Annotated in this window: 9 protein-coding genes; 2 read left to right on the top strand and 7 right to left on the bottom strand. The window is 54.3% G+C overall.

Annotated elements, in window-relative coordinates:
* Positions 1–34 precede the first annotated feature (34 nt).
* Together AMM48_RS09245 and AMM48_RS09240 are read right to left on the bottom strand one after the other, a co-directional pair.
* Positions 35–1,651 (bottom strand): acyl-CoA synthetase, encoded by a 1,617-nt coding sequence (locus AMM48_RS09245; RefSeq protein ID WP_102783779.1) that lies wholly within the window; start codon positions 1,649–1,651, stop codon positions 35–37.
* Positions 1,652–1,771: 120 nt separating this feature from the next.
* Entirely contained in the window at positions 1,772–3,256 is a 1,485-nt protein-coding gene (locus AMM48_RS09240) for a hypothetical protein (RefSeq protein WP_102783829.1), read from the bottom strand.
* Positions 3,257–3,582: 326 nt separating this feature from the next.
* Here AMM48_RS09240 and AMM48_RS09235 point away from each other — a divergent pair, with 326 nt between their 5' ends.
* Positions 3,583–4,305: a Bax inhibitor-1/YccA family protein gene (locus AMM48_RS09235; protein WP_102783778.1), complete on the top strand. Its 723-nt coding sequence runs from the start codon at positions 3,583–3,585 to the stop codon at positions 4,303–4,305.
* A gap of 136 nt (positions 4,306–4,441) precedes the next feature.
* On the opposite strand, the gene AMM48_RS09230 is transcribed toward AMM48_RS09235, so the two are convergent.
* Together AMM48_RS09230 and htpX are read right to left on the bottom strand one after the other, a co-directional pair.
* Positions 4,442–6,094, bottom strand: a complete 1,653-nt coding sequence (locus AMM48_RS09230; protein WP_102783777.1) for a hypothetical protein — start codon at positions 6,092–6,094, stop codon at positions 4,442–4,444.
* Between the two features lie 200 nt (positions 6,095–6,294).
* Positions 6,295–7,248 carry a zinc metalloprotease HtpX gene (gene htpX / locus AMM48_RS09225; RefSeq protein WP_102783776.1) on the bottom strand — a complete coding sequence of 318 codons (954 nt, stop codon included), beginning with the start codon at positions 7,246–7,248 and terminating at the stop codon, positions 6,295–6,297.
* A 298-nt stretch (positions 7,249–7,546) separates the two neighbouring features.
* Here htpX and AMM48_RS09220 point away from each other — a divergent pair, with 298 nt between their 5' ends.
* A complete protein-coding gene (locus AMM48_RS09220) occupies positions 7,547–8,185 on the top strand; it encodes a hypothetical protein (RefSeq protein WP_102783775.1) in 639 nt (212 codons plus the stop codon).
* A gap of 76 nt (positions 8,186–8,261) precedes the next feature.
* On the opposite strand, the gene AMM48_RS09215 is transcribed toward AMM48_RS09220, so the two are convergent.
* The 3 genes from AMM48_RS09215 to AMM48_RS09205 all read right to left on the bottom strand — a co-directional run bounded on the left by AMM48_RS09215 (position 8,262) and on the right by AMM48_RS09205 (position 13,421).
* The gene (locus tag AMM48_RS09215; protein WP_102783774.1) at positions 8,262–11,441 is read right to left on the bottom strand and encodes a multidrug efflux RND transporter permease subunit; all 3,180 of its coding nucleotides are present in this window, start codon (positions 11,439–11,441) and stop codon (positions 8,262–8,264) included.
* A gap of 38 nt (positions 11,442–11,479) precedes the next feature.
* Positions 11,480–12,643, bottom strand: a complete 1,164-nt coding sequence (locus tag AMM48_RS09210) for an efflux RND transporter periplasmic adaptor subunit (RefSeq protein ID WP_102783773.1) — start codon at positions 12,641–12,643, stop codon at positions 11,480–11,482.
* A 139-nt stretch (positions 12,644–12,782) separates the two neighbouring features.
* On the bottom strand, positions 12,783–13,421 hold the full coding sequence (locus tag AMM48_RS09205) for a TetR/AcrR family transcriptional regulator (RefSeq protein ID WP_022732701.1): 639 nt from the start codon (positions 13,419–13,421) through the stop codon (positions 12,783–12,785).
* Positions 13,422–13,614: the final 193 nt, after the last annotated feature.

Raw genomic sequence — 13,614 nt, 5'->3', positions numbered from 1 at the left:
CTGACCGGCCCCTTTTGGTTTAGGACAATGAGCGTTACACCAAATCGCGCAGGGCCCGACGCACAACCTTGCCGGTTGTGGTCATCGGCAGTTCATCAAGAAAGGCAATCTCGCGCGGGTATTCGTGGGCGGCCAGCCGGGTTTTAACAAACTGCTTGATGTCGTCTTCAAGCTCGGCACTTTGGGCAAAGCCATCGGCAAGAATGACAAAGGCCTTTACGATTTGCCCGCGCTGGGGATCGGGTTTGCCGATCACACCAGCCATGCGCACCGCCGGATGGGCAATCAGGCAATCTTCGATCTCGCCCGGGCCGATGCGATAGCCCGCTGAACTGATGACATCATCGTCGCGTCCGACAAACCGGATATAGCCGTCTTCATCGACACAGCCCATATCGCCGGTCAGCAACCATTCACCGATGTATTTTTCCTGTGTGGCGTCCGGATTGCGCCAATATTCCAGAAACATCACCGGATCGGGCGCACGCACAGCAATGCGGCCCATCTCACCAGCACCCAGCACATTGCCATCCAGATCAATCACCGCAACATCATGCCCCGGCACCGGACGGCCCATGACACCGGGCTTGGGATCCATGATCGACTGGCAGGAACTAACCACCATGTTGCATTCGGTCTGACCATAGAACTCGTTGATCGTGACACCGAAAACCCGATGCCCCCAATCAAGTAGTTCTGACCCAAGCGTTTCACCGCCACTTGCGATAGAGCGTAAATTACAGTTGAATTTTTGCGCCACATCATCACCCGCCGCCCGCATCATCTTTAACGCGGTTGGCGGCAGGAAGGTATTGCGCACGCCGAACTGCGCAATCAATTCAAAGGCAGCCTCAGGGGTGAATTTTTCAAACCGGTGGGCGACGACTGGCACCCCGTGATGCCACGATGGCAAAAGCACATCAAGCAACCCACCGATCCATGCCCAGTCGGCAGGCGTCCACATGACATCATTGTCCTTGGGAAAGAAATCATGCGACATTTCGACACCGGGCAAATGGCCCAGCAATACCCGGTGCGCATGAAGGGCACCTTTGGGCTGGCCGGTGGTGCCTGATGTATAAATGATCAGGGCTGGTTCATCGGCACGGGTTTTGACCGGTTCGAACTGATCACTGGCCTCCGCCGACAGTGCCTTGAAATCAAAACAGTTATCTGGCGCACCATCAATCACATAGACATATTCCAAGGCGGGCAAAAGATCACGAATTTCCGCAATTTTTGCCGCCCCTTCGCGGTCGGTGACAAGTGCCTTGGCCGCACAGTTGCCCAACCGGTATTCCAGCGCATCAACACCAAAAAGGGTAAACAGCGGCACAGCAATGCCACCCATTTTATAGGTCGCAACGTGGGCAATCGCAGTTTCGGGACTTTGCGGCAGTAAAATCCCCACCCGGTCGCCCCGGCGAATACCATGGCGGCGCATAACATTGGCAAAGCGGTTTGAAAGTCGTTTGATCTGGGCAAAACTGTAATCACGGCGAGACCCGTCCCGCCTGCGATACATCAGCGCCAGCCGATCCGGATCGTCGGCCCATTTGTCACAGACATCGACACCAATATTGAAATAAGTCGGCACATCCCAGACGAACTCCGAGCGCACCGTCGCGTAATCATCACGACAGACCAGCATGTTTCCTCCCTGTATCTGCCACTGTTATTTGTTTTTTGGCTGCGGCAGATTTTCGCAGCATGCTAGTGCCAATCAGAGAAAATTGGAAGGTCTGTCTGAGCAACGGTCAGCTCAGTACCCTCAGCGTGCAGGATCAAGCAGAAACGTAAAGTTGGCCGTTTGCCCGGCGTCGGTTACCGCATTGACATGGCAGCCAAGGCAGGTCGCATCACTATGATGCTGGATAAAGCTTTCAAGGGCACTGTTGGTTAGAAAACGCGGCACTTCGCCAACACCAAACGGGGCCCCGCCCGGATTGCCGATCCATTGCGTGCCCAACAGCATGTAATTTGCCCAAACCGTGCCTTCCAGTTTGGCTTGCCAGACAAAGTTGGCTTCGGCCGTTCCGGAAAACAATCGCCAACACCTAACAATATCGGGCGGCACCACAGTACCCCCCGACGCTGTGCGGGCATATGGTGCATGATCATCCCATCGAAGGTCCGCTTGAATGGATTGATTGGCCTGCCCCCCTGCCCCGGTTCGGCCACCATAAAAAAGGAACCCGTCGGTCGGGGTTTGGAGCCCGACCGGATCGGGGGCCAAACAGCCGTCGGCAAACGGTGTATCGGTGATGATGCTATTGGGGCGTCGCGCGTTGGCTGCCAGTGGCACCGTGCCAACATGTTCGAAACTCGACCAGATCCAGCGATCCCCGTTGCCGCTGGTCACACGTTCAACCAGATGCATTCCGACAAGCCCGACCGTCACATCAAGGCAGGTGGGCTTGCCATCAAGAGTGACATCCCCATCCAAGGCAATGCGTGCCGCACGGGTGAAATAGCGATCTCCTGACAGTCCATCGGGCAAAATACGCCAGGCAAATTTCAAAAGCTGTGCGCCCATGACACTGTTTTTGCGCGCATCAACAGCCGCATCGGCAACCACAGCATCAGCAGAGTCAGACGCCGAAGCCGTCTTGATCACGCCTTTGGCAAAACTGCCGGTGTTTGAAACGCGGGTGTTGGGACCATGCCCCATGGGAAAATCAACCGGTTGTCCGGCATTGGCAAACTCCAGACGTCCGGATTCGTGGTCCAGTCCGTTTTGGCGAATGTAATTGGCCGCGACCGGATTGATGCGGGTTTCATACAAAATGAAATTCCCGGCCTGATCGACCAGAATGTCACCGCTTGATTGGACATGACTGGCCAACAGTAAGGCCCCATCGGGCAGACCGTTGCCGCAGGTCGGGTTCGGCATGGCAACCTCGGAAAACAGATCGCGTCTGGTGGGATATGTTTCCCATCGCGCAAGACCGTTCCCAGTTGGATCAGACGAGGTTACCGCAACAAAGGACTGCCAGGAAAACCGGTCAAAGGGTCGTTGGGCTTCGTAGGCCAAAAACCGGTAAATGAAACTGGCGTCAAATTCAGGCACATCGACCGGCGCAACAGTACAAGGTGCGGCCTGATCGGGATCGGCACAAAATTCGGATTGAGGATATTTGTCGGTAAAAACCGGGATGGCGCCCGAATCCGGGTTCGCCGTCAGATTGGCATTCTGCGCCCGACCGCCATTTGGCAAGACAATACAAAACAACGCCAAACCCGCAAGCGCAGCCATGCTTAATCCCGATAAACGCCCAGACAGGCGTTCGGCGATAAGGTTTTGAAGTCGCTTAACGTTTTTGATCGAACTTGGCCCGGACATGGCAGGTTGAGCCTTTGTATCTTGCTGTCACTGCGTGATTACCCCCTGCATTCAAGCATATTAGCGCTTTTTTGAACGATTGTCGCGCCCAAGCGCGAAGTGAACAAGATCACAACATATATTCCCGCAAGGGGCATCAATCGGGCAAACCGTTGCTTTTCGTGGAAATTCTGCCATATTTTGACCATTGCAGGATACTATCAGTGTTCTGCTCACAATTGGATCAAAGAGGGATTTCAATGGCTTTTGAAACGCGTCAACGCGGCTATGACGTCTCGGTTGGCCGGTCGGCGGCCGAGATCGATGCAGGTCTCCGCGCCTATATGCTAAGTGTTTATAACTACATGGCATCCGCACTGGCTCTGACCGGTGTGGTCGCGATGGCAGTGTCCACCAGCCCAACCCTGATGCAGGCTATTTTCGGTACAGGACTGCAGTGGATTGTGATGCTGGCCCCGATCGGGCTGGTGTTCTTCCTGAGCGCGCGCATTCACAAAATGAGCTTTGGCGCTGCACAGACGACGTTCTGGATTTATGCCGCCCTGATGGGTCTGTCGCTTTCATCGATCTTCCTGGTTTATACCGGTGAGTCGATTGCCCGGACCTTCTTCATCACCGCAGGTACTTTTGGTGCGATGAGCCTGTTTGGCTACACCACCAAGAAAGATCTGTCGGGCTGGGGCAGCTTCCTGTTCATGGGTCTGATCGGCATCATCATTGCCATGGTGGTCAACATCTTCCTCGCGAGCACGATGTTGCAGTTCATCATCTCGGCTGCTGGTGTACTGATCTTCACGGGCCTTACCGCCTATGACACCCAGCGCATCAAGGAAGAGTATCACGAACATGACGACACCGCGACCTCGGGCAAGAAAGCCCTGTTCGGTGCCCTGCGTCTTTATCTTGACTTCGTGAACCTGTTTATCATGTTGCTGCACTTCTTCGGCGCAAGCCGCGAGTAGAATGCGTTACGCATTCGCAGTCAGAAACCCCGCAGTGCAAGCTGCGGGGTTTTCTTTTGCCTGCATGAAACTTGCCCCAAGGAAAACCGTCGCGACATCGTAAAAACAGGATGCCCAAGATCAAACCAATGATCGATCAGGACCCGGTGGATTCCTGATTGTTCTCACCCCCGGTCGCATCCATCACGGCCTTGCGATGGGACAACTGGGACAGCATGTTTTCCGCCCGGGTATAGCCACCCGATGCGGCGCGAGCAGCCCCCTTGGCCCCGGCATCGGTAAAAGCTTCGTACGCTTGCGAGAAGCTGACACGCGCCAGCCCCGTCATCTTTGCATCCTTGCCCTGGCTGCCATTCATCAGTTGAACCGAGGCCAGTGCAAACATTGTCCGCCCCCAGATATAGGGCTGATCCCGCCGGGCACAGACCTTGAGCGATGCCTGATACACAGGAATGACCTGTTCATCGGGAATATGGATATCATTGATCAGGGCCGATGCGACGATGGACTCCGCCAGACCATAGGCCGCAATTGCATATAGTGCCGCATGCGACCGGTTGCTGATCATGCCAATTGCCCGGCGAAACTGCACGACACCACTATCGGCGAGTTTGGCGTTTTCGGTTTCTTTGGCATGGGCAACCAATGCTTCGCCCACCCGGCAAATCGCCGTCGCACAATCGGCGGCCGATCCGCCGGTCAATTCAAAGCGCCGGACAAGGAACTTCCATAGTGCGATGGCCAAGGTCCCCGTACCTGCCTGCATGTTGCTGACCAACGACCAATTCACCAACCCGCCATAGAGCGCAAGAATGGCTGTTTTCTGGCAATCGACCTTGTCAAAATCGCTGATCCCGGCAATGAGTTCCTCGGTGCTGGCTTCTTTGACGACGACTTCCTTATGGTGCAGTTTTTCGCCCAGCAGACCCGATGGCGCCGCAGCCTTCACGGCGGCCTTCTCGACAGGTTGATCCCCGGCGGCCTTAAGAATCTGACGGATTTGGGGCTCAATCACGCGCATCGCCGTCGCGCAATACTTGCGATCACCGGTTTCAGCCAGAACATAGGCCGCAAAGGCATAGGCCGTTGCCACGCCGGGGCCCGCAGCATCAAACGTATCGCCCTTCTGAATGCGTTCCAGAAGATCTTCAAGGTGCGAGGTCAGGCGCGCCATCTGCTGGGCGCGCATTTCACTGCCACGCGCCTGATGAACAAGTTCTGCGGAAAGTAAGATACACAGGGCTTCTGTCGTATCGTGATGTTCAGGCAGCTTGAAACAATGGGTCAGCGGCATGATCAGGCCATAAAGCGACGATGCCAGTTCATCGCTGATCAGGTGAACTTCAAGCTGGCCGGCGGCATCGTTTTGCCTTCCCCAGAACATTGCTTGCGCATCACGCTGATGGGCAACGTTCAACACGCCAAGCTGGGTTTCACGTATGGCCTGAAAGGGATCCGCAACATCGGGGTTCGGCGCAAAAAACTGATTTACCAGAACGACCTGACTGTCTGGAATCGATGCAAGACTGCGCGAAAGAATATTGGCAATGGCATCAGGCTGTTCAGGGTTGGTCGGTGTTGCACCCCCTGCAGCACCCGCATTAGCAGGGTTGGCATTGGCAGGGTTAGCACCGGAAAAGCGCGCAATGGCATAGCGGTATGACGGTTCCGGTTCTGACGTTGTCACATCAGAATCAGATGTCACAACGTCGCCAGTATGCCCGTTTGCGTCTTGGCCTGCGAACAGCGACTTGATCGCAAGACCAACGACAGACCAGAAACCAGCCATTACATCCCTTATCCGTGATCACGCATTGCGAATTGGAAAACAAAAGCCCGACAAAGAGTTACGGGTCCATTGTCTGCCGCGAGTCAATTGGGGTCAATGCACTCAATACCGGTTTTCACGATACTGAAGGATAGGAGTTCGCCACCCGAAAACATAATCAATACTGACAAATGTCTGATAAATCGGCATTATTTTATGTTTTAGTTCCAAGGGCGTCTTCGTTGTCGACGGGTATTCTGATTGCGAGACTGTGTCTGCCACGGCCCAGAATGGGCAGGTTGATCAACTGTTTGATCTGTCACCGGAACAGTCATGGCTTTAAGGCGGGCAATGCGGTTGGCCATATCGGGATGGGTTGAAAACAAACTGTCCATCCCCTTTCCCGACAGTGGGTTGGCGATATACATGTGCGCGGTTGCCGGGTTGCGTTCTGCATCCTGATTGGGGATGGCGTGAACGCCTTTATCAAGCTTGTTCAAGGCACTGGCCAGCCATAATGGATGGCGGCAAATCTCCGCGCCCATTTTATCGGCTTGGTATTCGCGGGTACGTGAAATGGCCATCTGAACCAACATCGCGCCAAGCGGGGCCAGAATGGCGACCAAAATCATGCCAAAGCCGCCAAGCGGATTGTTGTTGTCGTTCCGATGACCGCCAAAGATACCGGCAAACATTGCAAAATTCGCCAAGGCAGAAATGGCACCGGCGATGGTCGCGGTAATTGTCATGGTCAGGGTATCGCGATTTTTAACATGGGCCAGTTCATGGGCCATGACCCCGGCGATCTCATTGCGGTCCAAAAGCTTGAGCAATCCGGTGGTTGCCGCCACGGCCGCATTTTCCGGATTACGTCCGGTGGCAAAGGCATTGGGCTGTGGATTTTCAACCACATAGACCTTGGGCATTGGCAAACCGGCATTCTGCGACAATTCACGCACCATCGAGACCAGTTCCGGTGCCGTGCGGTCATCGACCTGGCGGGCGCTTCGCATCCGAAGCAGCATCGCATCCGAATTCCAATAGGCAAACACGTTCATCGCACCGGCAAAAAGCAAGGCGATGATCATGCCCTGCTGCCCGCCAATCATCATGCCGACCACGCCAAACAGCGCGGTCAACCCGGCGAGTAACAAACCTGTACGGATGTAATTCATGCTCGAATACCCTTTTGGCGAAAAATCTGTACGAAAAATAAGGCGTATTTTTGCGTTGGCAAGCACCCGGCAATTACGAACCGATCATTTGACAATAGTATGAGGCCATTGCCCCATTGGTGTGGGCAGTTTGTTCCCACTAACCATCTGATTTAGCGTAATGGTTTTGACCTTATTTGCCCGCGTGACCGACATCACAGAACAAACACCGCAGATACCAAAGGATTCCCTGAGCACACGTATGAGTGGCACTGATGTTGCTTGTTTTTTCAGACATGTGACAGCAGGAGACACAGAAATGGTCAATATTCAGGGACAATTTTCTTTGGCTGGGGCGCAGATGCTGCTTCTCCCTCGGCCGATTGACGGGCAAACCGGTGAGTACACCACCAAATACACAGCCGAAGAGTGGAAAGAGCGTATGCTCACCCGTCAAGCAGAGTTCAAGGAAATCCGAAAAACTGCGGAAAGCAACCTATCAAACTGGCTTGATGACAACAGCGATGCACAGGTGACCCGTGCCTATTATCTGGATGGGGAACTCACCGCCGTTTTTGGCACTGACAACGCCAACGTTTCGAACGACATGAGTTACGGTTTTGAGTACGGCATCGCCAAAAGTGAAGGTGAACAGCGCGGACTGACCGGCGATGAACTGACCAAATATGTAGAAAACCGCATCGAGTTCGAGCTCAAACGCAAATATGGCGACCGCCTGGAAGTCAGGGAAGGTTCGGCAGGGACAATGGGGACGGTTGGCGACTACCGTGAAGAGCTGTTTGGGGGAGAACGCTGGCCATCGCTCGAAAACTTTCCACAACATCCCGAAATTGACTGGAACGCGCCGTCTCCAAAAGAAGCCGGCACGTGGAAAGGCCCGATAGAGCTTAATACAACGGCGTTTCTGGCCATGCGCGAGCAAGCCAAAAATGCCTGACAGAAAAAGGAAGAAACAGCCGGACCTACGGGGGTCGGGGGGGAAGTTGGCCCGGCTGTTTCTGCAACGATTCCGTTTACTCCGCAGACTGATTGGAATCAGCCCCATTAAGTGAACGGACTTCGTCGCGCCGGCCAATCATGCGCACGAGCACATAAAAGACCGGAGTCAGGATCAGGCCAAATATCGTCACACCCAGCATGCCCGAGAAAACGGCAATACCAATCGCGTGGCGCATCTCGGCCCCGGCACCACTGGACAGAACCAGCGGCACGACGCCCATGATGAAGGCCAGTGATGTCATCAGGATCGGACGCAACCGCAGGCGGCTGGCCTCGATCGCGGCCTGAAGTGTTGTGCGGCCCTGATGTTCCAGTTCGCGGGCGAACTCGACAATCAGGATCGCGTTCTTTGATGCCAGTCCGGCGAGAACAAACAGACTGATCTGGGTGAAGATGTTGTTATCCCCGCCAAACAGATAGACACCAAAGACAGCAGAAAGGATGCTCATCGGGACGATCATGATGACCGCCAGCGGCATGGTCAGGCTTTCGTACTGTGCGGCCAGAACCAGGAACACCAGAAGGATACAGATCGGGAAGATATACATTGCTGTATCGCCCGCCAGAATCTGCTGATAGGTCAGCTCCGTCCACTCATAGGACATGCCCGGTGGCAAGGTTTCATCGAGTATCTTGATGATGGCGGCTTCTGCCTCACCACTAGAATAACCCGGTGCGGCATTGCCGTTCAGATCCGCCGACCGGAACCCGTTGTAGCGCATGGCCGTATCGGGCCCAAACGTTTCGGAAACGGAAAGAACACTGCCAAGCGGCACCATATCACCATCCGTATTACGGGTTTGCAGACGCAGGATGTCTTCGGGACTGGATCGATAAGGCTTATCGGCCTGTGCAATCACCTGATAGGTACGGCCAAATGTGTTGAAGTCATTGACATACATTGAGCCCAGATAGACCTGCATTGTGCGGAAGATTTCATCAACCGGAATGCCAAGTTGCTGCACCTTTGTACGATCAAGAGACGCCTGAAGTTGCGGGACGTTGATGTTGTAACTTGAGAACACACCGGTCAGTTCAGGTGCTGCCCATGCCTTGGCCAGAACCTGTTTCATGGCATCATCAAGGGCGCGATACCCCTGATCGGAGCGATCCTCCACCTGCAGCTTAAACCCGCCCACCGTGCCAAGACCCTGCACCGGTGGTGCGGGGAAAATGGCAACGAAGGCTTCATCAATCGCGCCAAACTTCTGTTGAAGTTTGCCCGCAATCGCCAAGCCTGACAGATCGTCACTTTTGCGTTCGGCAAAGTCAGTCAGGGTAACAAACACAATGCCCGCACTTGAACTGTTCACAAACCCGTTGATCGAGAGCCCCGGGAAAGAAACGGCACTTTCAACACCGGGTTCCTTAAGGGCAATGTCAGACATTTCACGAATGACATCTTCGGTCCGGTCCAGTGTCGCGCCCTGTGGGAGTTGGGCAAAACTAACGAGATACTGTTTGTCCTGAATTGGGACAAAGCCGTTCGGCAATATCTGGAACCCCTGATAGGTCAGGGCCAGCAAGCCGACATAAAGCACCATCATGATCGATTTCACACCCAGAAGGCGCTTAACCCCCCCGGCATAAAGATCGGTGCTGCGGTTAAAGAACCGGTTGAACCCACGGAAGAACCAGCCAAACACAAAGTCCATGCCGCGTGTCAGCCAATCCTTTGGCGCATCATGACTGCGCAACAAGATCGCCGAAAGGGCCGGGCTCAAGGTAAGGGAATTGATCGTCGAGATGATCGTTGCAATCGCAATGGTCAGGGCAAATTGCTGATAAAACTGGCCGGTCAGGCCACTGATAAAGGCAATCGGCACAAACACACCGGTAATCACAAGCGAGGTTGCGATGATCGGCCCGGTCACTTCGCGCATAGCCGCAACCGTTGCATCGCGCGGCGACAAGCCGCGTTCGATGTTTCGTTCAACGTTTTCGACAACGACAATCGCATCATCGACCACGATCCCGATGGCAAGGATCAGACCAAACAGCGACAGCACATTGATCGAAAAGCCCATCAACAGCATCAGCGCAAAGGTCCCGATGATCGAAACCGGCACAGCCAGCAGCGGAATAATTGACGCCCGCCATGTTTGCAGGAAGATCGTGACCACCAGAACCACAAGGGCAATGGCCTCAAGCAAGGTCATGATCACAGATTTGATCGAGCCGCGTACAAAGACGGTCGGGTCATAGACGATGCTGTAATCAAGGTCCTCGGGGAAGTTCTGTTTGAGCTCCTCCATCGCGGCCCGAACGTTGCTTGAGATATCAAGCGCGTTTGAACCGGGCGATGCAAAGATCGGCAGGGCGACGGCGGGCTTGTTATCGAGCAGGGAGCGCAGCGCATATTGCTGTGCCTCCAACTCGATCCGTGCCACATCGCCCAGACGGGTAATCGTGCCATCATCACCGCGCTTGATGATGATGTCTTCGAATTCTTCGGGGGTTTCCAGACGACCACTAATGTTGATCGGCAACTGGAACTGCACGCCGGTGTCATAAGGTGCCCCGCCAATGATCCCCGCAGCAACCTGAACGTTCTGGCTTTGGATGGCGGCAACCACCTCACCCGCCGTCAGGTTACGTTCAGCAACCTTGTCGGGGTTTAGCCAGACACGCATGGCGTAATCGCCTGACCCAAACAGCCCTACCTGCCCGACACCGCCAATACGTGCCAAACGGTCCCGCACATTCAGCGTCGCGTAATTGCGCAAATACAGCATGTCATAGCGTTCATTGGGCGACCGCAAATGCACGACCATGGTCAGGTCTGGCGACTGTTTTGATACAGTCACGCCAAGCTGACGCACGACATCGGGCAGACGCGGTTCGGCCTGCGATACACGGTTCTGGACTTTTTGCTGCGCCAGATCCGGGTCGGTCCCGATTTCAAAGGTCACGGTCAGCGACAGGTTGCCATCGGTTGTCGCCAGCGAATTGATATAAAGCATCCCCTCAACCCCGTTGATTTGCTCTTCAAGCGGGGAGGCAACAGTTTCGGCAATCTCGGCGGGGTTTGCACCGGGAAATTTGGCTTGGACCACGACGGTTGGCGGTACGACTTCCGGGTATTCGGAAATCGGCAAACGCCACATGGCAATCAGGCCTGCCAAAAGGATAAGAACGGACAGGACGCCTGCAAAAATCGGGCGATCCACGAAAAATCTGGATAAGTTCTGCATGACGGTCAGCCTTGCTTATGCGCGCAGTAAAGCACCCCTCAGGATGCTGAGGCCTGCAGAATTTCGGGGGCGACGGACATACCGGGACGAACCTTCATGATGCCGTTCACAATGACAAGTTCACCAATCTCAAGACCGGATGTGACAATCCGCATGCCGTTGAGTTCAGACCCCAGCATCACCTGACGATAGGCAACCGTGTTGTCGGGCTGAACGACATAGACGAATTTACGATCCTGATCGGTGCTGATCGCCTCGGGCGGGATCATGATGACTTCTTCCTTGGCAAGCGTGCCAAGTTCCAGACTGGCAAAGGTGCCCGGCAGAAGGGTGCCATCAAGATTGTCAAACAGTGCCCGGGTCCGGATGGTGCCGGTGCGCGCATCAATACGGTTGTCAAAGCTGTGTACGTGGCCAGAAACATGGCGGCCGTTCGACAGCGTCATATTGACCGGAATGCTTTGCGCGGCATCATCAATCTTGCCACTGGCGCCAAGGCTGGCAAAGAAGGTCTGCTCATCAAGGTCAAAATCGGCATAGATTTTCCCGGTTGAGACAATGGTGGTCAGAACCGGGGCGTTTGGACCGGCATTGACCTGATTGCCAACGGTCATTTCGACACGGCTGACACGCCCGTCAATCGGGGATTTGACATAGGCGTGGTCAAGTTCGATTTCAGCCAGTTCAAGCTGTGCCTGCGCACGGGTGACCTGACTTTGTGCGACCTGATGGGTGCTAAGCCGTTCGTCATAAACACGTTTTGACACCGTGCCATTGGACACCAGCTTTTCCGCACGTTCCTTTTCCTTGGAGGCCAGCGACAGGTTTTGACGGGCAACGGAAAGTTCTGCGCGCGCTTCATCAACTGCGGCCTGATAGCTGCGCGGGTCAATCACGGCAAGAATATCGCCCTGCTTGACCAACTGACCGTCTTCAAAACCGATTTTGACGATCGCACCACTGACCTGCGGGCGCAACTGGACTTCCTCAACCGCACTCAGGCGGCCGGAAAAGTTGCTCCAGAGACGAACAGAATTACTTTTTACATCGGAAACGGTGACCGGTGTTGCCATGGGTGCGGACTGAACCGCGACCTCATCAGCGGCGGAACCGGTGACATGCAAGCCATATCCACCGGCGGCAACTGCCAGCGCCAGAACGGCCGCGGGCAGCAATATTTTGCGTTTTGATCGAGACTGCATCTTTCCATCTTCCAAAAGCGTGAGCCGCACATATTGCGGACTGTTTGACCGATAGATGCATACCGATCGGTTTGCTTGCAAGGGGAAGAAGGCAAAAAAGTGGTTATTTTTTAAATTATTTTAGAACGCATCCGAAACATCAGGCCGCGTCAGAAGAGCTTACATCCCTGAATTTACATTGTAAATTGAGGATTCGACAGATGCCTTCACGCAGATCAGACCGAACAGTATCAAGATCATTAAAAACCTTGCCATAGGTCAAAAGCCCGTGGACATACTGGAAAATCATGCGCGCCAGTGTTGTGACATCTCCATCCTCGCTGAGCATGCCCTCGCCTTTGAGGCCACGCACCATGGATGCAAGGTATTTGATCTGTTCTTCGGCCAGTTCGCGTGAGCAATCCTGAATTTCGATATCTTCGGGTCCGACCTGACCACCTGCGGTGAAAATCGGACAGACACAGACTTCGCTTTCACCGGGGATTGCGTATTTTTCCTGCTTGCTACAGACCAGATCGATATAGCGGTTCAGTTGCTCAATCGGGGAAATATCGGGCGAAAAGATCGAACGGAGCTCGTCCTTGCCCTTTTCCCAATGCTGTCGCGCAGACGCGGCAAACAAGGCGGCCTTGCTGTCAAAGTGATGATAGAACGCGCCCTTGGTGACACCGGCATGTTTGCAGACGTCGCTGACGCCGATATCGTGGTAACTACGGGTCGTTAACAGCTCCATGGCTGTCTCAAGCAGCTTGATCCGGGTTTCTGCAGCGTTCCTCATGGCTTTGACCTAATTTTTTTATGTATGTAACGAATATACGAACCGGTCGGTATTTTTCAAGTAAATGACCGGATATATTGTCACTTCATCATGTAATAATGGCAACAGGATGACAGTAATGTTTGCAAATTCAATGCGCTAAGCCGGGATGAGTTAAAAACGCATAGCAGCCGTCATAGCGGTATTTTCCGCC

This window comes from Thalassospira sp. GB04J01 (assembly GCF_000751115.1).
Classification (GTDB): domain Bacteria; phylum Pseudomonadota; class Alphaproteobacteria; order Rhodospirillales; family Thalassospiraceae; genus Thalassospira; species Thalassospira lucentensis.
This window is presented reverse-complemented; position numbering and strand designations above follow the sequence as displayed.